Annotated in this window: 26 protein-coding genes; 13 read left to right on the top strand and 13 right to left on the bottom strand. The window is 38.7% G+C overall.

Annotation, left to right across the window (positions count from 1 at the left end):
* The first annotated feature begins 200 nt into the window (after positions 1–200).
* Together AC5KOD_RS11310 and AC5KOD_RS11305 are read left to right on the top strand one after the other, a co-directional pair.
* A complete protein-coding gene (locus tag AC5KOD_RS11310) occupies positions 201–1037 on the top strand; it encodes an undecaprenyl-diphosphate phosphatase (RefSeq protein ID WP_496914700.1) in 837 nt (278 codons plus the stop codon).
* Positions 1038–1315: 278 nt separating this feature from the next.
* The gene (locus AC5KOD_RS11305) at positions 1316–3253 is read left to right on the top strand and encodes a heavy metal translocating P-type ATPase (RefSeq protein ID WP_496914666.1); all 1938 of its coding nucleotides are present in this window, start codon (positions 1316–1318) and stop codon (positions 3251–3253) included.
* Between the two features lie 26 nt (positions 3254–3279).
* Here the strand turns inward: AC5KOD_RS11305 and AC5KOD_RS11300 are convergent, their stop codons facing one another.
* Positions 3280–3903, bottom strand: a complete 624-nt coding sequence (locus AC5KOD_RS11300; protein WP_496914665.1) for a DUF47 domain-containing protein — start codon at positions 3901–3903, stop codon at positions 3280–3282.
* A gap of 54 nt (positions 3904–3957) precedes the next feature.
* Positions 3958–4938, bottom strand: coding sequence for an inorganic phosphate transporter (locus AC5KOD_RS11295; RefSeq protein ID WP_496914699.1), 981 nt, complete (start codon positions 4936–4938; stop codon positions 3958–3960).
* A 288-nt stretch (positions 4939–5226) separates the two neighbouring features.
* Here AC5KOD_RS11295 and rpsT point away from each other — a divergent pair, with 288 nt between their 5' ends.
* Positions 5227–5481 carry a 30S ribosomal protein S20 gene (rpsT, locus tag AC5KOD_RS11290; RefSeq protein ID WP_496914664.1) on the top strand — a complete coding sequence of 85 codons (255 nt, stop codon included), beginning with the start codon at positions 5227–5229 and terminating at the stop codon, positions 5479–5481.
* Between the two features lie 52 nt (positions 5482–5533).
* On the opposite strand, the gene holA is transcribed toward rpsT, so the two are convergent.
* The 4 genes from holA to AC5KOD_RS11270 all read right to left on the bottom strand — a co-directional run bounded on the left by holA (position 5534) and on the right by AC5KOD_RS11270 (position 10198).
* The gene (holA, locus tag AC5KOD_RS11285; RefSeq protein ID WP_496914663.1) at positions 5534–6556 is read right to left on the bottom strand and encodes a DNA polymerase III subunit delta; all 1023 of its coding nucleotides are present in this window, start codon (positions 6554–6556) and stop codon (positions 5534–5536) included.
* Positions 6557–6619: 63 nt separating this feature from the next.
* The gene (locus tag AC5KOD_RS11280) at positions 6620–8977 is read right to left on the bottom strand and encodes a DNA internalization-related competence protein ComEC/Rec2 (protein WP_496914662.1); all 2358 of its coding nucleotides are present in this window, start codon (positions 8975–8977) and stop codon (positions 6620–6622) included.
* Positions 8955–9443: a ComE operon protein 2 gene (locus AC5KOD_RS11275; protein ID WP_496914661.1), complete on the bottom strand. Its 489-nt coding sequence runs from the start codon at positions 9441–9443 to the stop codon at positions 8955–8957. Before AC5KOD_RS11275 ends, AC5KOD_RS11280 begins: the two co-directional genes overlap by 23 nt.
* A 119-nt stretch (positions 9444–9562) precedes the next feature.
* The gene (locus tag AC5KOD_RS11270; protein ID WP_496914660.1) at positions 9563–10198 is read right to left on the bottom strand and encodes a helix-hairpin-helix domain-containing protein; all 636 of its coding nucleotides are present in this window, start codon (positions 10196–10198) and stop codon (positions 9563–9565) included.
* A 171-nt stretch (positions 10199–10369) separates the two neighbouring features.
* On the opposite strand from AC5KOD_RS11270, the gene AC5KOD_RS11265 reads away from it, so the two are divergent.
* Together AC5KOD_RS11265 and AC5KOD_RS11260 are read left to right on the top strand one after the other, a co-directional pair.
* Positions 10370–10918: a sigma-70 family RNA polymerase sigma factor gene (locus AC5KOD_RS11265; protein WP_496914659.1), complete on the top strand. Its 549-nt coding sequence runs from the start codon at positions 10370–10372 to the stop codon at positions 10916–10918.
* The gene (locus AC5KOD_RS11260) at positions 10915–11757 is read left to right on the top strand and encodes a hypothetical protein (RefSeq protein WP_496914658.1); all 843 of its coding nucleotides are present in this window, start codon (positions 10915–10917) and stop codon (positions 11755–11757) included. Before AC5KOD_RS11265 ends, AC5KOD_RS11260 begins: the two co-directional genes overlap by 4 nt.
* A 107-nt stretch (positions 11758–11864) precedes the next feature.
* Here AC5KOD_RS11260 and rpoE read toward each other — a convergent pair whose 3' ends face one another.
* From rpoE to AC5KOD_RS11235, 5 genes are all read right to left on the bottom strand, one after another.
* Complete coding sequence (rpoE, locus tag AC5KOD_RS11255) at positions 11865–12485, bottom strand: DNA-directed RNA polymerase subunit delta (RefSeq protein ID WP_496914657.1); 621 nt, start codon at positions 12483–12485, stop codon at positions 11865–11867.
* A 115-nt stretch (positions 12486–12600) separates the two neighbouring features.
* Positions 12601–13029, bottom strand: a complete 429-nt coding sequence (locus tag AC5KOD_RS11250; RefSeq protein ID WP_496914656.1) for a YwiB family protein — start codon at positions 13027–13029, stop codon at positions 12601–12603.
* A gap of 23 nt (positions 13030–13052) precedes the next feature.
* The gene (locus AC5KOD_RS11245; protein WP_496914655.1) at positions 13053–13988 is read right to left on the bottom strand and encodes a sugar-binding transcriptional regulator; all 936 of its coding nucleotides are present in this window, start codon (positions 13986–13988) and stop codon (positions 13053–13055) included.
* Between the two features lie 18 nt (positions 13989–14006).
* Complete coding sequence (locus AC5KOD_RS11240) at positions 14007–14984, bottom strand: alpha-ketoacid dehydrogenase subunit beta (protein WP_496914654.1); 978 nt, start codon at positions 14982–14984, stop codon at positions 14007–14009.
* Positions 14965–15981: a thiamine pyrophosphate-dependent dehydrogenase E1 component subunit alpha gene (locus tag AC5KOD_RS11235; RefSeq protein ID WP_496914653.1), complete on the bottom strand. Its 1017-nt coding sequence runs from the start codon at positions 15979–15981 to the stop codon at positions 14965–14967. Before AC5KOD_RS11235 ends, AC5KOD_RS11240 begins: the two co-directional genes overlap by 20 nt.
* Before the next feature lie 233 nt (positions 15982–16214).
* Here AC5KOD_RS11235 and AC5KOD_RS11230 point away from each other — a divergent pair, with 233 nt between their 5' ends.
* From AC5KOD_RS11230 to yidA, 3 genes are read left to right on the top strand one after another with little or no spacing between them, the layout of a single operon-like run.
* The gene (locus AC5KOD_RS11230; RefSeq protein ID WP_496914652.1) at positions 16215–17084 is read left to right on the top strand and encodes a lipoate--protein ligase family protein; all 870 of its coding nucleotides are present in this window, start codon (positions 16215–16217) and stop codon (positions 17082–17084) included.
* Positions 17081–18436 carry an HD domain-containing protein gene (locus AC5KOD_RS11225; RefSeq protein WP_496914651.1) on the top strand — a complete coding sequence of 452 codons (1356 nt, stop codon included), beginning with the start codon at positions 17081–17083 and terminating at the stop codon, positions 18434–18436. The genes AC5KOD_RS11230 and AC5KOD_RS11225 overlap by 4 nt, the downstream gene beginning before the upstream one ends.
* Positions 18437–18478: 42 nt before the next feature.
* Positions 18479–19282: a sugar-phosphatase gene (gene yidA, locus AC5KOD_RS11220; RefSeq protein ID WP_496914650.1), complete on the top strand. Its 804-nt coding sequence runs from the start codon at positions 18479–18481 to the stop codon at positions 19280–19282.
* Between the two features lie 58 nt (positions 19283–19340).
* On the opposite strand, the gene AC5KOD_RS11215 is transcribed toward yidA, so the two are convergent.
* Entirely contained in the window at positions 19341–19793 is a 453-nt protein-coding gene (locus AC5KOD_RS11215; RefSeq protein WP_496914698.1) for an NUDIX hydrolase, read from the bottom strand.
* A gap of 173 nt (positions 19794–19966) precedes the next feature.
* Between AC5KOD_RS11215 and gloA the strand changes: the two genes are divergently transcribed.
* The 4 genes from gloA (at position 19967) to AC5KOD_RS11195 (ending at position 22799) form a co-directional block, all read left to right on the top strand.
* Positions 19967–20341 (top strand): lactoylglutathione lyase, encoded by a 375-nt coding sequence (gene gloA / locus AC5KOD_RS11210; RefSeq protein ID WP_496914649.1) that lies wholly within the window; start codon positions 19967–19969, stop codon positions 20339–20341.
* A gap of 203 nt (positions 20342–20544) precedes the next feature.
* Entirely contained in the window at positions 20545–21372 is an 828-nt protein-coding gene (locus tag AC5KOD_RS11205) for a MerR family transcriptional regulator (protein WP_496914648.1), read from the top strand.
* Positions 21372–21878, top strand: coding sequence for a ClbS/DfsB family four-helix bundle protein (locus tag AC5KOD_RS11200; protein WP_496914647.1), 507 nt, complete (start codon positions 21372–21374; stop codon positions 21876–21878). The genes AC5KOD_RS11205 and AC5KOD_RS11200 overlap by 1 nt, the downstream gene beginning before the upstream one ends.
* Positions 21879–21977: 99 nt before the next feature.
* On the top strand, positions 21978–22799 hold the full coding sequence (locus AC5KOD_RS11195; RefSeq protein WP_496914646.1) for an NUDIX domain-containing protein: 822 nt from the start codon (positions 21978–21980) through the stop codon (positions 22797–22799).
* 44 nt (positions 22800–22843) lie between these two features.
* On the opposite strand, the gene rlmN is transcribed toward AC5KOD_RS11195, so the two are convergent.
* Positions 22844–23923, bottom strand: a complete 1080-nt coding sequence (gene rlmN / locus AC5KOD_RS11190) for a dual-specificity RNA methyltransferase RlmN (protein ID WP_496914645.1) — start codon at positions 23921–23923, stop codon at positions 22844–22846.
* Between the two features lie 210 nt (positions 23924–24133).
* On the opposite strand from rlmN, the gene AC5KOD_RS11185 reads away from it, so the two are divergent.
* Positions 24134–26251, top strand: coding sequence for a cation:proton antiporter (locus AC5KOD_RS11185; protein ID WP_496914644.1), 2118 nt, complete (start codon positions 24134–24136; stop codon positions 26249–26251).
* The last annotated feature ends 124 nt before the right edge of the window (positions 26252–26375 follow it).

The following is a 26375-nucleotide window of genomic DNA, read 5'->3' as shown; positions in this document are numbered from 1 at the left end:
AGCTAAGCAAAATTTTCCCTAACCTGTTTTCGACTAATCCTCAACCAGTCGTAACAGGTTTTTTCACTCTATTTATATAGAAAGTGTAAAAATACTGATTTTTATTTGGATTTTACTAGAAATATCGGTATACTGATTTTACATAGATAACAAGTCACACTTAACCTATCTATGGAAATCAATTTGGAAGGAATGAAATGATGGATTGGTCAAATCTATTTAAGGCCGTAATTTTAGGGATTGTCGAAGGTATTACCGAATGGCTCCCAATCAGTAGTACTGGTCACTTAATCTTAGTCGATGAATTTATTAAATTAAATGCCTCAGCAGATTTTAAAGAGATGTTCAATGTGGTAATTCAACTGGGAGCTATTTTAGCGGTTGTGGTGATTTTTTTCCACAAATTAAATCCCTTTTCACCTCAAAAAGACACCGTAGAAAAAAAGAATACATGGGAGCTTTGGGGGAAAGTCATCATTGCTTGCTTACCCGCTGCTATTATTGGGATTCCTTTAGACGATTGGTTTGAATTACATTTCCACAAGTTTTTACCAATTGCCTTAATGTTAATAATTTATGGGGTACTCTTTATCGTCGTTGAAAACTGGAATAAAGATCGAACACCAAAATGTACCGATCTGACTCGTTTTACATACAAAGCAGCAGTCATCGTTGGACTTTTCCAAGTTCTATCTCTTATGCCTGGGACATCTCGATCAGGCGCAACCATTATCGGAGCACTCCTAATCGGCGCTTCTCGATATGTTGCAACGGAATTCTCATTCTTCTTGAGTATTCCAGTCATGTTTGGAGCTAGTTTCCTAAAAATAGTCAAGTTTTTACTTAAAGGTAATTCCTTTAGCTTTGATGAGACCCTGATCTTGCTAGTTGCCAGTGTTGTAGCTTTCTTTGTCTCAATTGTGGTAATAAAATTCTTACTAGATTACATCAAGACAAACGATTTCAAACCATTTGGTTGGTATCGAATCATTCTCGGTGCAATCTTAATTGGCTACTGGCTCATAAAAATGATCTAAGTTTACCTACAAAAAGGGCTGTGACATCACGTCACAGCCTTTTTGTATGGATTTACCTTACGGTTTGAGTTAACTCTTCACAGATTATAATTATTATATTTCAAATGATAATGATAATCGTTATCGACTTTCATAATTAAGTTAAACAAATAACTATATACCGATTATAAATTATCAATTATGATAAAAGGTAAGAATTATCATTATCATTTAACCATTATCTATTATCAATAACTAATTTATTCTGCTATTCTATGGATGTAGAGGAGATGAGTTAAATGAAAAAAGTAAGCCATGAACAAAAAGTCATTCTAGCGACTATTATTTGCGGATTATTAATGATAACTGGTTGGTTAACCGAAAAAAGCGGAGCAAGTTTCTATCCGATAATTTATGTCAGTGGCATGATTATTGGCGGTTTTTATCAAACTAAGGAGGGCTTGATTGAAACCTTTGAAGACAAACATCTCAGTGTCGATTTACTGATGGCTCTAGCAGCTATTGGAGCCTGTACCATTCAGTATTGGTTTGAAGGAATCATGCTAACCTTTATCTTTTCCCTTAGTGGTTCCCTAGAAGAATATACAACCAATAAAAGTAAGCAAGAAATATCTAGTTTACTACAATTGCAGCCTGAAGATGCCTTTCGTCTACTTCCCGATGGTTCCACCGAAAAAGTTCTTGTTGATACCTTAGTTATTGGCGATCATTTGCTCGTTCCCAAAGGTGCAAGTATTCCCATTGATGGTGAAATCAGTAAAGGAATTGGGATTTGCGACGAAGCTTCCATTACTGGTGAATCTATTCCTGTAGAAAAATTAGCAGGGGATGAAATCTTTGCTGGTACGATCAATGTTGGAAATAGTTTTGAAATGAGGGTTCTAAAAGAAAGTAAAGACACCTTATTCAGTAAAATTATTCTACTAGTTGAAGAAGCTCAAAATACCCCTTCAAAAACTGCTAGCTTTTTGAATCGAATTGAAAATACTTATGTTAAAATTGTTCTGATAATGGTACCACTGATGATTTTTATCCCCTATCTTTTTATGGGATGGTCATGGAGTGAAAGTTTTTATCGCGGTATGGTGCTATTAGTTGTCGCTTCCCCCTGTGCTCTTGTTGCTTCAGCAACTCCAGCAACTTTAGCTGCAATCTCTTCTGGGGCGCGTAATGGGGTTCTTTTTAAAGGCGGTGTCTTCTTAGAACATCTGGCAGATTTAAAAGCTATTAGCTTTGATAAAACTGGAACCTTAACAGAAGGTAAGCCCGTTGTAACCGATGCTTTTTTCTTGGATGATTCACTAAAAGAACAGGCTATAAATACCATCGTCGCCATTGAACAAACGAGCACTCATCCCCTAGCCACGGCTTTAACGCATTATTTTTCTGAACAAATCAGTGATACGCTAGACTCATTAGAGGTTGAAGATTTGACTGGCTCAGGTATGCTTGGTCGAGAAAATAATCATGAATGGCGAATTGGCAAAGCACCATTTGTTTCAGACAATAAATTGACTGCAGAACTAGAGACGGCAGTCAACGAGCTTCAAAAAGATGGTAAAACCGTCGTCTTCTTATCTCGTGATTCAATCATCTTAGGTTATTTTGCCCTACTAGATATACCGAAAGAAGAGGCAAAATCAACTATTGCGTATTTTCATCAAGCAGGTATCCATACAACTATGATGACAGGTGATCATGAAAATACTGCACAAGCAATTGGTAAGATGCTTAATATTGATGAAATCCATGCAAGCTGTAGTCCTGAACAAAAAACAAAACTAATAAAAGAACAGCAAGCTCTTTATAATGTCACTGCCATGATTGGCGACGGAGTCAATGATGCCCCAGCTCTAGCTAATGCGTCAATCGGTATTGCAATGGGACAGGGAACCGATATTGCTATTGATGTTGCTGATGTGGTCTTAATGAAAGATGATCTAGAAAAATTACAAATGGCGCATATCTTAGCAAAAAAATTGAAACGAATCATTACACAAAATATCATGTTCTCAGTATCCGTAATTCTTCTCCTGATTATGTCTAATTTTCTAAAAATCATCAACTTACCATTGGGTGTCATCGGTCACGAAGGTAGCACGATTCTAGTCATTTTAAACGGGCTTCGATTATTAAGAACTGTTCACCCTAAACTCGTCACCAATTCTCAAAAAAAAATTATCACTCATCATAAAAAAATTAGTCCACAGCATTAAAAAAACGCGGAAAATTCCGCGTTTTTTTACGTATTCTTGATGACTAATCCAGCTAACACATCCACTGCCTTTTCTGACATATCAACCACATCTTCAAATCGTTTAAAGATTTCTTTCCACTTTATCACTTCTAAAACATCTTTTTCATTAGAAAACAAATCTTTTATCAATGAACTGTAAAGTTGATCGGCCTTCCCTTCAATCGTGTTAACATGAACAATCATCTCACCCAACGTTTTAGAATTTTTAAATTTGGCAAATTCATGCGCCACTACTGCAAGACCTTCTGTCGCTTCCACAATATAGTCAGCCATTTTCTCTGTTTTCGGACGCATCTCAGCAATTAAATAATTATCAAATTGATAGAGAATAGAATTAATCCCATCTAAAACATCGTCAATCAGCTCTGTAATAACAACAATATCTTCTCTATCAATTGGCGTAATAAAGGATCGGTTCAATTCATCCATAATCGTATGAACGATCTCATCTCCCTCTCTCTCAAGAAGATGGATTTCTTCTGCTCGTTCAAGTAGTGTCTCTGCTTGATAATCCTCAACGATGCTCTTCAACTTAGTCCCTGCCTGCTGCGTTTTATCTGCTAATTGTTTCAATGCGTCAAAATAATCAAAGCCTTTTCTTTTCGCCATCTAATTGTTCCTCCTCAAATTTTATCTGTTATTACCTCTAAGTAACTATGTCATTTAAAAAATGGATAAAAAGATTTTTGACATTACATACGCAATAAAACCACACCCGGGAAACGTCAAAACCCAAGCAAGTATCATTTCTTTAACAATTTTCCAATCCACGCTGGATAGCCTTCTTGCTGCCCCAACTCCCATAATCGCAGTTGTCTTGGTATGAGTCGTTGAAACAGGAATGCCAAACAAGGAGGCCCCTAACAAACAGACAGCCGCACTTAAATCCGCAGCAAATCCTTGATATTTTTCAAGCTTAACCATATCCATCCCCACTGATTTAATAATCCGCATTCCGCCAACTGAGGTACCAAATCCCATCGTTAGCGAACAAAGTGCCATCACCCAGATAGGGATGGCAAAGGCTCCTGAAGCGCTGGCCTCCACTAATCCATTGTAAGACAGACCTAGCATAAAGACCCCCATAAATTTTTGTCCATCCTGTGCGCCATGAAGAAAAGCCATCGCTCCCGCGCCAAAACCTTGCCCTAAAGTAAAAATTTTATTTGCTTTTTGCCGATCAATTGTCCAAAAAAAGCGCTCGATAGCTTTAACTACTAGAAAACCACCGAAAAAGCCTGCAATTGTTGAAACCACTAATCCAACAATCACCTTTGACCACTCAGCCATGTTAACTGCTTCTAGCCCACCAAGAGCCATTGCTGATCCTGTCAGTCCTGCAATCAACGCATGACTTTCACTAGTCGGTATTCCAAAATACCAAGCAGCAACCGCCCAAACGACAATCGCAAACAAAGATGACGCTAAAGCAACTTGTGCAGAATTATTAGCGCCTTCAAAGGTCACAATATTACTAATCGTTTCCGCTACTTGTGAGTTAATCAACGTCATCACTAATGCACCAAAAAAGTTCATTACAACAGCCATTCTAATAGCTGTTTTTGGTCGTAACACTCGCGTTGAGATAGCGGTTGCAATTGCATTCGGTGCATCTGTCCAACCATTGACAAAGATGACGCCCATCACTAAGGTGATTGTTACTAACAGAGCAATGTTCACTAAAGTCCACCCACCAATTCTAATAGTCTATTTAAATCTATAATAACATATTTTCAAGAAAGTGAAGCCCTTTTTTAAGAATGTTTTCACTATCCATAAAAATCCCTTTAATTATTACATTATTAGCAAAAAAAAATAGCCCTATAGAGATAAACTTATTGCAAACTGAAAAATCATTATGTATAATGGATAATGTTGAATTACGTTCAGTTTCGACTGAAGGTAAAACTAAAGTTATCGGAGGTGAAATACATGCCAAACATTGAATCTGCAATTAAACGCGTACGTACTGCTGAAAAATCTAACGAGTTAAACTCAGGACAAAAAGCATCAATGCGTACTGCTATTAAAAAATTCGAACAAGGTTTAGAAGCTGGTGCTGATAACGTTGAAGAGTTATACAAAAAAGCGAGTCGTGCAATTGATATGGCTGAAACTAAAGGTCTAATCCATAAAAACAAAGCGAACCGTGACAAATCACGTTTACACGCAAAATTAGCTAAATAATAAACAAAACCCTAGTGACTTCTGGTCTACTAAGGTTTTTTTATTTGTGTAACTATGCTTGACCAGTTTTTAAAAGAAACAATTCAAAAATCAATTCCTTATCCATCTGCCCTGTTTTGATACGGTAGTCATTCTCCACCAACTCTGAAAAAGTTGCTTTAAGCCCCTCTAATTCAAATTTACGCGTTTGTTGCATAGCCAATTTGACTCGGTAAGGATGGATTTTTAGCACATCAACAATATTACTTTGTTGATAGCCTGAACTAACCATAATTTTTATTTGTAACATCAAACGAAATTGGCTGATCAAAATAGCGTTAATTTTAATCGTTTCTTCTCCCTGTAATAATAAATCTTGATAAAGAGATAACGCTGATTCAACCCTTCCCTCCATGACGTAAGTCACCATGTCAAAAATATTGTGCTCAAGGGATTTGGGAACTAAATTCTCAATCATCGGTTTGACGATCTTTTTAGTTTCTGAGGCATATAATAGAATCTTGGTCATCTCTCCCATGATTTTTGATAGTTCCATATCTGTGAGACGCAAAAGTAGCTCAAAGGCCTCTGGCGTGATTTCATAGCCCTCATTTTGAATATACTGTTGGACATACTGGCGAACGTCTTTTTCCTCCATCGCTTTTACATCAATCAAAACAGCCTCTTTTTTTAATAGCTTAACAATCTTCTTACGTTCATCTAGTTTTTCATAATTCGCATAAAATACCAGAATGGTTGTGTCTGAAGGCGCCGTTAAATAAGCGGACAATTCGTCAATGTTGTGTTCGAGACCACCCGTCCGTTTCTCGCCGGTTAAAAAATAAGGATTCTCAATCGCCACTAACCGATAATCTCCAAAAAAAGGAATAGTATTGGCTTCTTCAACAGCCTGTGACAAATTCGTTTCGTTCATATCAAACGAAGCAAAATTCAGCTCATCGTCCTCTGTTTGAATAATTGTATCAGTGATTTCTTTTTTAAAGGTCTCGCTAAGAAAGCGTTCCTCACCTAAAACTAAATAAATCGGCGCTAGTTGACCGCTTTTAATTTTCTTTAACTCTTGTTGTAAACTCATCTTATCATCCACTCTATTAAGTACTTTCTTCTTCTCTATCCTATCATTATCTAGAACTTTTTCCTAGTGACTTCTTTTGATTGTTTGAACATCCGATAGCTCTTTTCTCCAAGGGTACCAGCAATAGTAAATCATACCATGTTGATTCGTTTGATAAATTCTCCTATTGCCCTCGATTAGTTGTTCCACAACCTCCTCGTGAGGATGACCAAAGCGATTATTAACCCCACATGATATAATAGCGGTCTTCCCCTTAATCTGTTTAAGAAAAGGAGCCGTTGAAGACGTTCGACTGCCATGATGCCCCACCTTTAAGATAGTAGCAGTTAATGACGGATAGGTCTGAATTAATTTTTCTTCTCCACGAGCTTCTAAATCACCTGTTAATAATATTTTTTCTCCCATAATGCTTAGTAGCATCACCAAAGAATCATCGTTACCACCATCCCCCACTTCTCTTGGATATAATACGTCTAATTGGTAGTCATCTGTATGCCAACTAGTTCCTGCCATTACCTGTATTTTTTGTGTTCCTTTATTAAATTCATCTAAAGTCTTGCTAAAATTCTCTTGAAGTCCAGTCCCTTTGGTATAAAGTAGTTGTTTAATATCAAACACTTGATTAATAACATCAAGATCTCCAAAATGATCCTCATCAGCATGGGTAATAATCACTTGATCAAGGGTCTTTATCCCACGGCTCTTTAAAAAAGGGATTAAGGTGTATGTTGCTTGGCTTGTGAGACGTTCTTTTCGTCGCCAAGACTCATTTACCACAAAAGGCAAACGCCCCCCTGTGTCGACTAAAATAGCCCCTTGATGAAACGGGCGTTGAATAAGGAAACTATCTCCCTGACCAACATCAATAAAAGCAATCATGCCTTGAAAATCGCCGTACTTAGCAACACTTGGCAGACAAACAATCATGACAAGCACTAGCCAACGCCCAATTTTTCTTTGATGGTAATAATGAAGCCAAGCTAGCGTTAAGCACAAACAAGTAATGTAGAGAAACGTTGGCAGTTTGCCCGTAACAATCTGCAAGCTTCGATTAGTACTAAGAACTCCTAGTACGGCTTGAAAACCCTGTAGAGCCCCTTCCACTAGTGCGGACACTCCACTTACTTGAACAATGAAACTAGCAACCAGTAAAAGGCTTAAACTAGGTAAGATAGCATAATTAAAGACTGGTATTAATAAAAAAGTCAAGCCAATTCCTAATACATGCCATTCAAAAAAATGAGCACTCATTATGGGGATAGCGAATAATGAGAGCAGTACTGAAAAAGCGAGCTGTGATGTCAATGGTGACAGTCTTCCAACAATCGGCTTCAAGTAAATGATGTAAAACGATAAGCCAAACGATAACTGGCCTGCTACTTGAAAAAGCAGGTAAGGATTCACTATCAGACTAATTAATAGCGTCAAGGACCAACAATCTAATTCCGAAAATTGCCCTTTTAAATGACCGTTAATCGCTCTTAAACCAACATAAAAAACACTCCGCCCAACACTTGTAGAAAAGCCAGCTAAAAATAAATAGAGAAACAGAAATACTAGCTCAAACCAAAAAACGATTTCCTGTGTTAATCTCATTCTCAGCAACAACTGTCTAACCCAACTAACAAAGAAATAGACGTGCATCCCTGACAGACTAAAAAAATGTAAAATCCCTAAAGTTCCCCACTGTTCTTGTTGATTTTTAAAGGTACTATCCTTGATTCCTAAGAATAGACTTTTCATGTAGGAAGCAGTTATATAAGAAAAGTTGACATCAATATATAAAGCAAGTTGCCGTCGCCACACTTTTATCACTTGAATAGGATGCCAACTTCGCTTATTCTGAACTTTTTGTAGCCTTTCAACAACTCCAACTCTGTAAATACCAGACTCTATCAAATACTGACGATAATCAAATCCATTCAAATTTCGTTGTCCCTCTGGTATTTCAAAAGTCATCCCTCCTGTTAAATAAAAAAATGCTGCTTGTGATTTAAAGACAGCTTTCTCCTCAGCGGATTTTAGTTGATACTTTAAAGCGTACCGCTCTTTCGTCACTTGATTTCGGCCCTCAAAATTCAACGAATCCCCCTCTATCGTCAGACTGTTAGGATCTACCATGACTTGAGTCTGGGCTCGTTCCTCTAGCGCGTCACTCATCTGATTAACTGGACGTGTCTGCCAAAAAAAATAGCCCCCAAGCAACATCGACGCCAAAAAACAGCTCACTAATAATAGTAGCTGTTTACTTCGATATAGGCGTAACCAAACAAGTAGCAGAACTAAAATTGCTAGCCAACTACTTTTTATCACCACCCACCCGACACTCGCGACACTCAAGGCAATAAATGTAACGTAGCCTTTGAGCGAGTTCAATTGGTTAATACGATTGATAGTCTTAATTCGTCGTCTCTTCTTCATCCTGTCCAAATTGAATTTCAGTAAAATACTTAGTAGATAAGACAACTTGATCAACCGTAGCCCCTGTTTTTTCTATCAAGTTAAGGGCATACTTGTTATTCCGATAGTCTTTCAAGTAATGAATCTTACGAATCCCTGCCTGTAAAATCATTTTTGTGCACTGTAAACACGGAAAATGTGTGACATAAATTTCAGCATCTTCTGTCGGAACACCGAATTTTGCACATTGCAATATCGCATTCATCTCTGCATGTATCGTTCGAACGCAATGATCATCTACTACATAACACCCTTCATCAATACAATGAACATCGCCACTAACCGATCCATTATAGCCACCAGCAATAATTCGTTTATCACGAACGATTGTTGCGCCTACAGCTAGTCTAGAGCAGGTACTTCTTAAAGATAATAAGACACTCTGGGCCATAAAATATTGGTCCCATGGTATTCTTTCAAAGGTCACACAAATCGACTCGCTTTCTCTATAGAGTTTCTTATATTGTATAGCTTGTCCCTATAAGATTGCAACCATAATCTTTAACTATCATTCTCTCCTATTACTGAAATTATTCCTTTCTCTTATTAGACCTCAATATCATCCTTTAAATTTTCAAATGTTTTGTCGCCAATCCCTGCCACCTCTTTGAGATCATCAATCGTTTTAAACGATCCCTTTTCTTCTCGGTAGGCAATGATTGCAATAGCCTTCTTCTCTCCAATTCCATTCAGTTGTTGGAGGGCTGCGCTATCAGCGGTATTCAGATTAATTTTAGCCGATTCTTTAGTGCCTGTTACGTCAGCCCCTTGAGTATCTGGCATCACTGATTGCCATTGTGCCATATCCTCTGCTGACGTTGGCACGTAGATAACCATTTGATCCTCTACTAACTGAGAAAAATTCACTTGACTTTGATCAGCTGCTTCCGTGAATCCACCAGCCATATTAACCACGTCTAACACTCGGGCATTTTTAGTTATCTGATACATCCCAGGCTTAACCACCGCCCCTTTAATGTCCGTATAAACCTGACTGATTTCTTCATCTTTTGACTGCTCTGCCTCGCTTGCTACGCTCTCGCCTACAGAAAAAATCGTGGATTCTGACCGTTTCGTTTCCTTACTTAGTTGAAACACGCCAAAACCCAAAATTAAACTCCCACTTAATACAATTAGCAAAATGATGTACTGATGATCTCTAAGCCACCTTTTTAGCGACATCCTTCTCCTCCTCCTTCCATCATTTCCTCATAGTCTTAATACGTAAAAATAACTTAATAAATTTATTTGCTAATATTTTTTTATCAGCATACACTTAAACTAAAAACTGAATGATGGATAGAAACAAGCGAGTCCTTTCGTATATTAAGGTGAAGATGGAGGGTGAGAGGTGTGAATGAAAAAGAACAGGAAATACTGAGACGAGTAACAAATGATGATTTCCAAGGGCTGGAGCAATTAATAGACTTATTTGGCGCGGATATATTACGAACCATTCATTATATTCTGAACCATCCTGCTGAAAATAGTTATATTCAAGACGTACAAAACAAAGTTTTTTATCAATTATGGAAAGAGCTTAAACAATTTGATCCAGCAAAAAGTAGTTTAAAAACGTGGATTACCGTCGTTGCAAGAAATAAGGCACTGGATGAAAAGAGGCGTATTATTCGACAATTGAAGCTAAGCCCAACTGATTCAGCCGAATTTGATGAAAAGCTAGAGGAACATTATTTTGAACAAGAAAACTTTTTAACGTTGCTTGCCACTCTTTCAGCAGAGGATCAAATTATCTTTTTAAAGCACTATTTCTATCAAGATAAAGTCAACGAAATCGCCAAGGATCTCAATTTAACACCAGAAATAGTTTATAACCGATTATCACGCGGACGTAAAAAATTACGGCGCGATTTACAAAAATCAGGAGGGACGATATCATGATAAACAGTAAAAACACCTTTAAGCAAGTAATGGCCGAACTTAATCAAAATCAAAAAACAGTGACTCTAACTGGCGACAAAGACCTAACTGCTGGTCAAAAGAAACAATTATTTAAACAAACACAGTTGTATATTCAAATGGAAGAAATCATTGCAGACCTCACAACTGACTTAGCTCCCGACGAAACAATAGCTGGCTATCTACCATTTACTAATGAAGAAAACTCTGCAATGGCAACTAACGGCTTTATGGGAATGACGTATGTTACCAATCCGCAAGCAAAAAAATACCGTGATAATTTTCTTGATTTGCGAGGCAACCGAATGCTTGTATTCACCAATGAACGAATGATTTTTACTGTTCTTATCGAGTTTCTTGAAGAAAGACTCTATCATTCTTACCCTTACGAAACCATTAAAGGCATCCGTTTTGAGCCTCATACGGTTGGTTACTTTGATTGGCAAAAAGGAGCACTTCCAAGACGTAAACAAACTGGCTGGTATACGTTAGATTTCCAATCAAATACCGCTATTTTTACAGAGTTTTTACAGCCTGCCGATGCACGAAAATTTGAAAATATGGTGGATATTTTGCCTAAATTAAATGCAATCACCATTGATCAAAATAGCCATCGAACTACCTTATTTGATCGATTTTTTAGTGATGTTAAGACAAGTACTCGATTTTTTACTGGTTTATTTATCTTACTTATCCTTATACTAGTCGCCAGCATTATTATTCAATTAGTTACAGGCCACGGCCCTTGGATTAAATGGATCAACTACATGACTAAACAAAATGCGGCCTCTATCTATTGGTTATTCCTTACCATCTTCTGATACACTAGTTGAATACAAAGAAAGGTGCTGTGACAGGGAATGTCATAGCACCTTTCTTTTCTATAAAACAAAAAAGCCAAGCCTCTCAGCTTAGCTTTAAAGAAGAGCTACTCAGCAGTCTCTTCCTCTTCTTCGTCTTCATCTAACTCATAATCAATGTCGTCTTCATCAATGATTGTTAACTCGTCCTCAACACCTTCTGGGACCTCTTCTTCATCAATATCGTCAGCACCAATTTCTGATAAATCTTTATTATATTCAGCGATTTCCTCTTCGTCTTCTTCCTCTTCGTCATCGATGTAATCTTCTTCTTCATCGTCAACTAAATCTGCATCTTCCGGATCATCATCATTGTAATCAATGGCATTTTCATCGTTCATATCTAAGAAAGCATTGACTTTTTTACGTTTCTTACGACGTGGCGTATCCTCGTCTTCGTCTTCTCCTAAATGAGAGACTTCTTCGTCAATTGAATCGATTGGATACCATGAGCGCAAGCCCCAACGGTTTTCCCCTAGAGAAATAAAACTACCATCCAGATTTAAATCTGTATAAAATTGTGGCAAGATTTCGCGAATATCGCTATCAGCTTTACCTAAAAAGTTTTGGATTTGGTTAACTAAATCTGAAAATTCCATGACATCAGCGCGTTGTTCTAAAATTGCATGCGCAACTTCAATCATTGATAATTCATCTTTGCTAATACCTTCAAAAGCTTTTATTTCCAAACGGCACACGTCCTTTCACAGTCTACTCCTTATCATACAATAGTATGCTTGTAAAAAGCAATGAAAATATGCTTTTTCTTATAAAAATTGCATGCTAAATTCATTTATCTCACGCTTAGGCTGTAAAGGCTAATCGCAAATGATACACGCCAAGTTTTTCATCGCCAGCGTAAAGATCATAGTCAATTGAGACCTGTCCAGAGGTTGGCTGATCTTTCAAGCTCACTCTTAAATTATTAGTAAATGTTCTAACCTCCATCATGCCATAAGGAGTTCGGTAATTAGAATGATTTTCTTGCTGATAATTAAATCTCAACCGAGTACGCGTTTGACTTGCTCTGATTAATTGAACTGTGCCGTCTGCCTCAATTTTAATCGTCACTTGAACCGGCTCAGCCTCTTCTTCCTTTTCTTGATAACGTAAATAAAGCGTACTTCCTATTTGGACAAGCTGTCCAGCAACGTCAAAAAAATGTTCTTGCTTATCATTATTTTGATAAACTTCTGTCTGTAATTGTATTTGTACGGGTGTGCCATTTTTCACTGTTTATTAACTCCTTTGTCTACTTAGTTAATGAGCATCAAGGCTTCCGCCAAAGCTTGATCCACAACTAACAGATTCGCTCGTTTGCCAACTAATAAACCGTTGACGCTCTCTGCCTTCTGAGCACCTGCTCCGATCAATAGCGTTTTAGGAATAGCGGACAATTCTTCCACCTTAACACCTATCATTCTCTCTGTCAGTTTATTGTTAACCGTTTTGCCATTTTTGTCAAATAAAGAACCTACCGCATCGCCTACAATTGCCGAATCACACACGCACGTCTCCGATATATAGCCTAGCTGACGCCAAGTAGAATCCTTCTGTGGATTGCCAACGCCTATCAGTGCCAAATCAACAGACTTTGCATCATCAAGCGCCCTTTGAATAAACTCACTATTAATTAAAACATCTGCAAGCTCACGAGATTCTGCCAAAGCAGGCGCATAGAAGTAACTACAGTTCGCCCCTAACTTTTCACTCAGTCTAAAAGCTAAATGATTTGTATCGTAGTAAACATGTTGACTAGCAACGCCACCAACTAAGGGCCGTACCATTTTATCCGCAAATTCTCCATAAGCCATTGCATCAACAACCTCGGCTAAGGTTGTGCCCCAAGAAATTCCAATTGTCTGCACCTCAGGCAAACAGCTGCTAATATACGCGGCCGCTGCTTGAGCTACTTCTTTTTTTATCTGGCTCTGCTGAACACCTAAAGGAACCACAATCGCTTCTTGCAACTGATACTTTCGGATTAAATCATTGGCCAGTTGTATCACTTCCCCATGTTCATCCTTGATTTGGATTGTTACCATTCCTTGTTCCTTTGCAAGTTGCAACATCTTAGAAATAACTGGTCGAGAAATCCCCATATGTGTCGCAATCTCCGCCTGTGTTAAACCATCTCGATAATACAAACTAGCCACCTTCAAAAGTTTACGACGATCCTCTGTTAATTTCATTTTAGTCCCTCACTTTATTTATTGACACATGTGACGTACCTTGGTAACAATATCGATCACTTGAGGTATCGCTAATTTCTCTAGTTCAACTGCGACTGGTAGAGGAACGGCCTCTCCTCCTAAGCGTTGAATCGGTGTTTTTAAGCCTGCTGCCAACTCATTTTCAGCAATTTGAGCAACAATCTCAGCACCAAAACCACCGCGCTTAACAGCCTCCGTAACCACCAACACTCGTTTAGTTTTCTTAATACTCGTTAGAATCGTTGCTAAATCCAACGGGACAAGTGTTCTAGGATCAATTACCTCGACCGATATCTGTTCCTTAGCTAATAATTCTGCTGCTGCAAGCGATTGATGAACCATCCAGCTGGTAGCGATGATGGTCACATCATGTCCTTGACGTTTAACATCTGCCACACCTAAAGGAATATCATATCTCCCCTCAGGCACCTCAGCAATCGTTTGATAGCACTGTTTGTGCTCGTAAAAAATCACTGGATTATTATCTGCAATTGCTGCATGGAGCAACCCTTTAGCATCATAGGCTGTCGCTGGCTGAACAACCTTCAATCCCGGAATATGAGCCAACCAACTTTCTAGACTTTGAGAATGCTGTGCCCCAGCGCCTGTCCCAGATCCACCAGCCGTTCGCAGTACTAAGGGAACCTGAAGTTGTCCCCCTGACATATAATGAATTTTAGCCCCTTGATTTACTAGCTGATCCATCGCAATTGTAATAAAGTCTGAAAACTGTAATTCTACAATGGGACGTAAGCCTGTCATAGCCGAACCCACGGCGACGCCTGCTATGGCACTTTCTGAGATAGGTGTATCACGCACTCGCTCCGTGCCAAATTTCTCTTGAAGTCCTTGGGTAACACCAAAACCACCTCCGTATATGCCGATATCTTCTCCAAGTAAAAAAACGAAAGGATCAAGCGTCATTGCTTCATCTAGGGCTTCATTTAGTGCTTCTTTATAAGTTAGCTGTCTCATCATGGCCTCCTGCGTAAACATCTGTATATAAATCAGCTGAACTTGGTCGCAAATCTTTTTTCACGCTCGCTACCAACTCCGCTAACTCTTGCTTCAAAACAAGCTGCATATCAATCAGCTGCTCCTCGGAGATTAATCCCTGAGTCAACAATAATTTAGTTAAACGCTGAATCGGATCCCGTTGTCGCCAAGCTTCTTCCTCTTGCAAACTACGATATAACCGCTTGTCAGATTTAGAATGTCCGCAATGACGGTAGGTTAATGCTTCAATCAAGATAGGACCTTTCCCTTCTCGACAGCGAGTTATCGCTTCTTGAGTAGCATCAATAACCGCTACAATATCATTACCATCAATCGTAACTCCTGGTATTCCATAGCTAGAAGCACGGTCAGCAACTCGTTTAACGTTCATCATATCCGTAATCGCCGAACTCATACCATATTGATTATTTTCAATGAAAAAGATTACTGGCAACTGCCAGATACTCGCCAAGTTAAGCGCCTCATGAAAACTTCCCTCATTAACAGAGCCGTCTCCATTGTAAGCCATCACCACTTGATCCGTGCCAGTCATTTTTGCCGTCAAAGCAGCGCCTGCTGCCAAAGGATAATTTCCTCCAACAATTCCATTAGAGCCCAGATTCCCCGCTGCCACATCCGTAATGTGCATACTGCCGCCCTTTCCCTTATTGGTTCCAGTCCTACGACCAAGAATTTCCGCTAACATCCCCCGCTGATTGGTCCCTTTGGCTAAAGAATGACCATGATTTCGGTGAGTTGACATCATCCAGTCTTGTTTGCGCAATAAATAGCCACTACCGACTGCCGTCGCTTCTTGTCCAATACAAAGATGCAGAGTTCCGTGGATTTCTCCTGCCTGATAAAGAGCCTCAACCTCTTCTTCAAACAATCGAATCTGCCACATTTTTTTCAGCAGATCAACAAATTCTTCATCCTTAAGGAAGGCTCTATTTGGTATTTTTTGCTCATTTGTCACCACTGACTCCCCCTTTTTTACATTTGCTCTTAATTAAAACATATGTAAAGTAGTGTACTGTTTATTTTAATAATTTTCAAGTTTCACCTATCCGATCCAAAATCCCGTATTTTCTTAGACTTTCGATCTGAATTCCTCACATTTTGCGAGCCAATCGTATATAATGAAAGTTGAAGCAACTAAATTTAGACCTATTAATTAGGTAATTTTACATAGAGAAAGCTGTTGATTACATGGAGTTAATGCAAACTATTTTGAATAAGAAAGACCTTTATGTCTTTGAACAAAGTGCTTTAGAGATACCAGATGCGTTGTATCCTTTCGCCTATACCGATTTACTAACCAAAGAAGCTGGTGACAGCAAACAACCAATTCTACACTTCTGGGAAGCTGATAAAACCGTGATACTAGGAATGAAAGACACCCGACTCCCTTTACTACCGCAGGCACTAGAAGTTTTAGACAACCACAAGTATCATTATGTTGCGCGAAATTCTGGCGGTTTAGCCGTTGTAGCCGACTCAGGTATTCTTAATTTTTCACTAATTATTCCGTTACCCGACACTCAAAAAATAAGTATTCCAGACGCTTACGAGCTAATGCTTTTGGTTATTCAAAAAGCTTTTGCCGACTTTGACGTCACTATTGAAGCTAAGGAAATCAGTGACTCCTATTGTCCCGGCGACTACGATTTAAGTATCAATAATCGGAAGTTTGCTGGAATCGCTCAAAGACGAATTCGAGAAGGAATTGCTGTTATGATCTATTTAAGTGTTGAGGGAGCTCAAGATGAACGCGGCGAGTTGATTCGTCACTTTTATCAAGCTGGCCTAGCAGAAGCCTTTGGACAAAACGGGTATCCACCTGTCAGAGTTGCATCAATGGCCAATTTAAGCGAACTTCTTCACACACCTCTAACCGCTAAGATGGTAATAAAACGAATAAAAGCACTCTTTATTCGTGAGTTTGAGCAAACCCTACATGAACCCGAGCTCGAAACCTATGTAGCTGAAAAAGACTTGACTGATGAACTGAATAAAAACCTTGAAAAAATGCGACGTCGCAACAGTGATATTATTGAAAAAGGAGTTGAAGCACCTTGAGTATTCCCTATAAAGACCAACAATTACCGATAGAAAAAGTCTTTCGTGACCCTGTCCATGACTATATTCACGTACAGCACCAAGTCATTCTCGATTTGATTAATACAAAAGAGTTTCAACGATTACGCCGAATTAAACAATTAGGAACAACCTCGTTTACTTTCCACGGAGGAGAACACAGCCGTTTCGGGCATTCACTAGGCGTGTATGAAATTACCCGAAGGATTTGCGACCTTTTCAGCCGCAACTATTCAATTGAAGAAGACCCTGAAAATGGTTGGGATGATCGCGAGCGCCTCGTTGCTCTTTGTGCGGCTCTACTGCACGATGTTGGTCACGGGCCTTATTCCCATACATTTGAAGGGATTTTCAACACTAATCATGAAGAGTTTACAATTAAAATCATTACGTCACCTGAAACAGAAGTATTTCAATGTCTAAATCAAGTAGAAGAAGGCTTCCCCGAAAAAGTTGCCAGCGTCATTCGAAAAGATTACCCCAATCCTCAAGTCGTCCAAATGATTTCTAGTCAAATTGATGCCGACCGTATGGACTACCTATTGCGGGATGCCTATTTTACTGGCACCGAATACGGCACCTTTGATTTAACTCGTATTCTGCGAGTCATTCGTCCTTATAATGAAGGGATTAGCTTTTCAACCAATGGCATGCACGCCGTCGAAGATTATATCGTCAGCCGCTATCAAATGTACATGCAAGTCTATTTTCATCCTGTATCACGAGGTATGGAAGTCATTCTCGATCATTTGCTAAAGCGCGGCACATTACTTTACGAAGAAGATCCCCACTACTTTGAAGGGCACTCTCGACTACTGATTCCATTCTTTGAAAATAATTACACGTTGTCAGATTACCTCAAACTAGACGATGGTGTTCTGAATACTTATTTTACAGTCTGGACTGACGACCGTGATCAGATCCTGAGTGACTTAACCGCCCGATTCTTAAATCGCAGACCCTTTAAATCTGCTAGATTCCAACCAGATGAGGATGAGTCTCTAATTGTTGAAATGAAAGAACTTATTGAAAAAGTTGGCTTCAATCCAACCTTTTATACGGCTGTTAACACTAGTTATGACTTACCATATGATTTTTACCGTCCAGACCAAAAGCATCACCGCACCCAAATTGAATTGATTGAAAAAGATGGTAGTCTTATTGAATTATCAAAAGCGAGTGATTTAGTAGCCGCCTTAGCTGGACAAACTCATGGCGATGAACGCTTTTTCTTCCCTAAAGAGATGATTCAAACCGACAAACCCAACCTATTTGTGGAAGAGTATTTTGCCTTTACTCATTATCTTCATAATGGTGCTTTAACGAAGCCTTAACACTCACAAAAAATTGACTATTCGCTAAAGGAGCTTTTTATTTTGACTATTAAATTAATTGCCATTGATATTGATGGTACACTAATCGATTCACACCATCAGCTACATCCAGATACTATTACTACCTTGCAAGCTAAAGCGGCAGAAGGTGTGAAAGTCGTCCTCTGCTCGGGTCGCCCTATGATCGGCATGTTGCCGTATATCGAGCAGCTTGGACTTTTGACTGAAAACAATTATACAATCAGCTATAACGGAGCCCTCGTTCAACATAATCTCGATCAAAAAAAGTTAATTGAACATACGCTTAACTATGCTGATATTCAAAAAATAGCAGAACTTGGGGATAAATTGGAACTTAAACTACATGTTCTTGATCTGGCTAGCATGTATACGCCTAATCGACACATTAGCGAATACACCGTTTTCGATTCTCATGCTACACAGATGCCTTTACAGTACTGCCCGATAGCGGAAATGCCCGAACAAGCTTACAATAAAATCATGTTTGCAGATCATGCCGGTAAATTGGAACTAGCGATTCCTAAAATTCCAACTGACTTCTACAAAGACTATACGATGCTTCATAGCATGCCGTTCTTTTTTGAATTCGTTAATAAACAAGCAAGTAAAGGTCAAGCACTGAGTGAACTCGCTGCTCGCTTATCTATCAAACAAGAAGAAGTCATGGCCATTGGCGATAACGAAAATGACTTAGATATGTTAGCCTATGCCGGAATCGGTGTCGCTATGGCAAACGCCTCAGAAAATGCCAAAAAAGCGGCAAATTTTATTACTAAATCAAACGATGAACAAGGTGTCGCTCACGCAGTTAACACATGGGCTTAATTTTAGATACCAAAAAAGCAGAGACCAGGACTCTGCTTTTTTGGTATCTAATTAATAACTAAATTTCTTGTCTTTTACCACTTAGCCATTCTTTAACCGCCCATTTATGGCTTCCTCGTTTGAGTTTTTCAATTGCTTCTTCAATCGAAAACCATTTAATAACGTTAAAATTCTCTAATGGCTCGCCGTCTTCCTGCCAATTTTTTGCCGAAAAAAAATAGGCAGGGTTATGAAAATACGTCTCTCGATGACGAGAATAAAAATAATCATCCGCTTGACCAAGATAAGCCTCAACCGATACTTTAAACCCCAGTTCTTCTCGCACTTCTCGGTGAACGGTCTCCACCTTTGTCTCTTCGCCCTCTATCTCTCCCCCTGGTAAAAAATAAGCGCCATTGGGAGCTTGAACCAAAACAATCTGTTCATTAGAATCTTTAATAATAATATAAGCCGCATGTCGTTCAACATACGTCTCCCCCTCTACTTTATCGCCAAAAGTCGGAACTTCTATCATCCTTATTTGTTTCCCTTCAGTTTTATTTCTATTTTACGTTATCCGTGACTTGTGTGCAACAAGAAAAACATACATCTACTTGACTTACTAACGATCATTTAACTAGAATTCTGATTCCGCTCTATGCTAGAATGAAAGAGTAAGCATTTATCTCGAAAGGATGATTTAATATGAAAATGGCACATACGTGTGTTCGCGTAAAAGATTTAGACGCGTCATTGGATTTTTACCAAAAAGCCTTTGATTTTAAAGAAACAAAGCGCCGTGATTTTCCAGAAAACAAATTTACATTGGTTTATTTAACCTTACCTGGGGATAGCTATGAGTTAGAATTGACTTATAACTATGGTCATGAAGCTTATGATTTAGGGAATGGTTATGGTCATATTGCCATTGCAACTGATGATTTGGAAGCTTTACATGCCAAACACTCAGCTACTGGTTTTAATGTCACTGATTTAAAAGCTTTACCTGGCGTTCCGCCTTCTTATTATTTTATCGTTGATCCAGATGGTTATAAAATCGAAGTCATTCGAGAAAGATAACCCCTCTAGATTAACTAAAATAGTTAAAGAGTGCTAGCGTTGTTCCAAGAACAAGTAACTGATATCAAGTGAGGAGACATTTGTCTCCTCCTTTTTTTGACCCAAAATTATGCGTTACTATTGACTCTGACAGTATGTTAGACTATATAGTATCATTAATCACAAAATAACGGGACCATAAAAAACCTTACAGGAGGGATCACATGTTTAAAATTGGTGAATTTTCACGATTATCAAATACAAGTGTCAGAATGTTACGTCACTACGATAAGTTAGGGCTATTAACTCCTTTTCAGGTTAATCCTGAATCTGATTATCGCTACTACCAAGCAGCTCAATTAGCCACCGTTAACAAGATAAAACAACTTCAAGAACTCGGTTTCTCATTAGCCATCATTAAAGAGATGCTAACAGGAAATCAAGCCATTCCTTTAGATCATTACTTTGAAATCAGACAGCAAGAAGTCGCTGAAGAACTTGCTAGATTAAAGCATCAACAACAGTTAGTTGCCTCTGCAACAGCGATTATTCACCAATCAACGTCATTATCAACCTATCATGTTGTTGAAAAAATAATTCCTGAGCGCTATGTTATGAGTATTAAGCAAGTCATCCCTACTTATAATGATGAGGGACAATTATGGGAGCTACTCGGAGTCGAAGCAAAAAAACAACATGTCAAACTAAGTACCCCACCGCTAGGTCTCACCCTCTATCATGGCGATGAGTACCAAGAACATACGATTGAAACTGAGATTCAAAGCTCCGTCTCTGGAAGTTATCAAAACACAGAGTCAGTCACCTTTAAAACGGTTCCGGAAATGCTGGTCGCCTCTATCACCTTTAACGGGAGTTATGACCAAATGCCCGTTGTCGCAGAAGCCGCTGCTAACTGGATGGAGATTAGCAACGTTCAGCTTGCTGGACCAATGTTTAATATTTTTCACGTTTCACCGAATGAAAGCAAGCTCCCTGAAAACTGGGTAACCGAAGCCTGCTATCAAATTACGGAAAGAAAGGATGATCACTAATGGCAAGAGCTCGAAGCAAAGAAGAGTTACTCAGCTTTAGCGAAACAAACTATCAAAAACTATTAACCATGATTCACTCCTTTTCCCCTGAGGAGCAAGTAGGTACTTTTCCTTTTGAAGATCGTGATCGTACAATTCGGGACGTCCTAGTTCATCTTTACGAATGGCAATCAATGATGGAAAATTGGTACACTGTCGGAATGAGTGGAAATAAACCCATCATGCCACGAGAAGGCTATACATGGAAAACAACTACTGAGATGAACCTCGTCATCTGGCAAGAGTATCAAACGACTCCTCTTGATGAGGCCCTCGACCTCTTAGCTGCTAGCCATAAAAAAATGTTGTCACTTATTAATGCTCATAGCGATGAGGAATTATTCACTAAAAAAGTCTATCCTTGGACCAACACAACTTGTCTAGGCTCCTACTTTGCCTCAGCTACTTCTAGCCACTATGATTGGGCTCTAAAAAAAATTAGACGCTATCAACGTGGGCTTAAATAATCGGCAGCACTTTTATTGTTTTACTCATTGAGCTTTTCTGTTACAATAAAGTAGATAATACTTTTAATTAACAATTGTAACAGAAAGGTTGGATGAATCATGACTCATTTTTCTTCTAAGCAGGCAGAAAAACATTATTATGAGACCGAAGCAAGTGAAGCAGATTTTTTAGCTTGGTATGGTCAACAGGATTTGCCAAAATATGAGACGCCTTCTGTCACGGTTGATAATGTCTTACTCTGCTATAACCGTACCGAGGATCATTTGAAGATTCTATTGGTGCAACGAAATACCCATCCTTATCAGTATTCATGGGCTCTTCCAGGTGGCTTTGTCAATCGTAATGAAGCAACAGAAGATAGTTGCATCAGAGAAACTCAAGAAGAGACTGGCGTAACAATAAACTTAGATAACATTGAACAATTGCATACTTTCAGCACCCCTAATCGTGACCCGCGTGGCTGGGTAATTACCGTCAGCTACTTAGCTTTCATCGGTGAAGACCCCTTAACAGCAGGCGATGATGCCAAAGCAGCAAAATGGTTTACTATCAAGCGAGAAGGCCATCTGTTAAAGCTAGAAAATGGGCAGCACGATGCAATTATTTTAGATATCGACTCTGAAAAATCAATTGGAAAAGAAACCCTTGCTTTCGACCATGAGCAAATCATTCTGAAAGCATTTAAACGTGTTCTCAATAAAATGTATCACGAGCCAAAAGTCTTACAAGTCCTAGGTGATGATTTTTCCATCACAGAAGCTCGCAAGGTATTTGCTAAATTTTTAGGCGTGGATTACAAAAGTATTGATCACTCCAATTATAAAAAGGCAATGCTAGACTATTTTGTTGAAATCGGTGAGCGACCTACTGGTATTGGGCGCCCTTCAAAAATTTATCAGCTAAAACGACTTAATGACTAAAAAGAATGAGGATGAGACCTTTGTCTCCCCCTCATTCTTTTTCATTATTGTGTCACTCTTTTTCGTTCTTTTTTCTTAATTTGCTTACTACGTAATTGACCACAAGCCGCATCAATATCTGTCCCTTGCTCCTTACGAATCACACAATTCACGCCATTTTTCTTCAAGACATCATAAAAAGCTAAGACATCTTCCTTCGTACTACGACTGTATTGATCGTGCTCGCTCACAGGATTATACGGTATTAAGTTAACATACGTCAGCTTTTTCTTATCCTTCAATAAATCAGCTAACTGCTGAGCATGCTCCACTCGATCATTAACATTAGAAAGCATAATATATTCAAACGTAATCCGACGATTCGTTTTTTCAATATAATCATCCACAGCAGCCATCAATTTTTCAACTGGATTACTGCGATTAATTCGCATAATTGACGTTCTAACTTCGTTATTTGGAGCATGTAAAGAAATGGCCAAATTAACTTGCAAGCCGTTATCAGCAAATTCATGAATCTTATGGATTAGTCCACTAGTGGACACAGTCATATGACGAGCACCAATAGCCAAACCTTTAGCATCATTCACAATGTATAAGAATTTCATAACATTGTCATAATTATCAAATGGCTCGCCAATCCCCATCACAACAATATGGCTGACACGTTCGTCCAAGCCGCGCTCATCCAGATAAAACTGAACTTGCATAATTTGCGCGACAATTTCTCCTGCTGTTAAATCACGCTGTTTAGTCAACAAGCCACTTGCGCAAAATGTACAACCAATGTTACATCCTACCTGAGTTGTAACGCAAACTGATAGTCCATACTCATGTCGCATCAAAACAGTTTCAATCATATTTTTATCCGACAATTCAAATAAATACTTAATAGTGCCATCTTGAGATTCTTGTACAACCACTTGATTTAACGGACTCATGTCAAAGGTCTCACTTAAAAGGTCAATCGTTTGTTTTGATAAGTTGCTCATCTCAGCAAATGTTTTGACACGTTTAATATAGAGCCAATCCCAGACTTGGGTGGCACGAAACTTTTTATCTCCCTGCTCTTCAAACCACGTTTGGAGATCACTCATCGTCAACCCATAAATTGATTGTTTATCCACACTATTTCCTCATTTCTAGTATCTTTCTCACTTTGAACACTATATCTTAAATCGGCCTTTTTTGCAATATCTGACAGACCTTTATTAAAAAATATTATCATAATCTTTCTTATATTCACAAACAAACTGTCAACTATATCTAAATATAACCTATTTTTATTGACTAATTCTGACGTTTATTTGGTATAATAACTAAGAGAGGTGATGTGTATGAATGTTTTAATAGCAAGTATCATGATGATAGTACTTGTGATTGTGTCAAATATTATTAGTCATTATCTAGTGGCCATCCCAACAGCTTTAATCGAAATCGCTGTAGGGCTTATCATTGCACTAGTATTAGATATCCAGATAAATTTGGAAGCTGATTGGTTTATGTTGTTATTTGTAGCGCCACTTTTATTTAACGATGGAAAACTGTTTCCTAAAAATGAACTGTGGGAGTTAAGAGCCCCCATCTTCGCATATGCAATATGGCTCGTCTTATTGACAACGATTGTCGGTGGATTCTTTATTCATTGGCTAATCCCCGAGGTTCCTTTAGCCTTAGCAATGGCCTTAGTTGCTGTCCTTTCACCAACTGACCCAGTTGCTGTTCACGGGATTGCGGAACAGATCAAATTACCACCCAAAATTTTAAGCTTAATTAGTGGCGAAAGTCTCATTAATGATGCTAGTGGTCTAATCGCCTTTAAATATGCCTTAGCCGCCTTTATGACTGGCTATTTTTCAGTGACACAAGCAGCTGGTGACTTTTTGTATATGGCTCTTGTCGGCGGTTTAATCGGAGTTGCCTTAATTTCTTTTGCCCACTTCCTCCGTGTCTTCCTAGTTCAGCAAGGGATTCAAGATGTGGTACTTCATACAACTATCCAGATTTTAACCCCCTTCGTCATTTATATTCTGGCCGATGAAGTTGCCCACGCATCTGGCGTCATTGCTGTCGTAGCGGCTGGCGTTCTATCAATTAACCAAACCCCTATCTTTAGAAGTCAGCATTCTGAGGTGCGCCTAGTAACTAATAAAATGTGGGATATACTGGTTTATTTACTAAATGGATTAGTTTTCATCTTACTAGGAATTGAACTTCCCATCGCTATGCGAGGGACAATCGAAAATCCTTTAATTCACAATGGAACTTTACTGTTTTGGATTCTCTGTATCTGGATTTTCTTACTGATTATTCGTGTCGCTTGGTCCTACATGTATATGTGGCTGACTTATTTGCGAAAAAACAATGGTAAAAATGACAAGCCCTCGTTTATTACCGCACTAATGACGGGGCTAACAGGGGTTCGTGGAGCTGTTACAATGGCTTCCATCATGTCCATGCCACTCGTTCTGCCAAATGGAGACTTATTTGTAGAACGACCTCTAATTATTACGTTGGCCTGTGGGGTTATTCTAACTAGCTTAATTGTCGCCACCATTACCTTGCCAGTTCTAACCAAAAAGAAAAAACGGCTAGCATTAGTTGGAGATGATTGCTCGGCTAAGTCCGATGTTTTGAATAAACACGTTATCGATGGCTCTGACCAAAACTTAACTGAACTAGAAGCCCGTAAACTGATGGTCAAACACGCCTTAATGGTTCTCAAACAAGAATCCTTAAGTAATCGTGATCACTTAATCCTATCTGACTTAATTCAAGAATTTGAATCTCGTCTGAGATACTTATACAAAGAACAAAATGACGATCAAACGAACCGCTTATATGCCACTTTAGAAAAGCGAGTACAAGAAGTGGCAATCGTTGGTGAGCTTTCTGGTGTCGAAGAGACCGTCAAAAATGGTGGGGTCTCCGAACGATTTGCAAAAAATTATATCCGAATCGTGACAACAAAAAAAGTGGCTCTTCAGCCTGGCTTTGTCAATTCACTTAAACGAATGCTAACAGTCTTGCGCCGCCAGGGAAATCTAGCTCTCTGGCAATTTAAATCCAATCAACAGCCAGAGCAAATGACCTTAGGTGAAACCTCCCTACTAAAGCTTGAAATTGAAAGTACTAAGGGTGCTATTAATGCTCTCCGCGCCTATAAAAAGGACTTGGATGCTACAAGCGAGGGATTTGAGTTACATAAGCATATCGTCACTCAAAAGCTCCATGAGTATTTACATAAACTTCAACGTATCAAGCAATTAAGTACGCAAAGTAAAAAGGATTATCAAAAATTAATGCATGAATACTATATGAAGGCCCTCGACGCTGAACGAGAAACTGTCCAAGTTTTGTTCCAAAATGGGCAGATCACACTGACGATGGCCAATCATTTGCGACAATCTTTAAACTATTATGAAAGTTCATTGCTGCAAAGCGATACTCATTGATGAAACAAAAAGAGCTTGGGACATAAGTCTAAACGAAAAATCCAGATACCAGTCAAATTGATTGGCATCTGGATTATTTTGTTGTACAAAAATAAGAACACTTTTGCTAAAATAAAAGTAACCA

The organism is Vagococcus sp. WN80Y, assembly GCF_059621045.1.
Note: the sequence above shows the minus strand (reverse complement) of the source record. Positions and strands in the feature narration are given on the sequence as shown.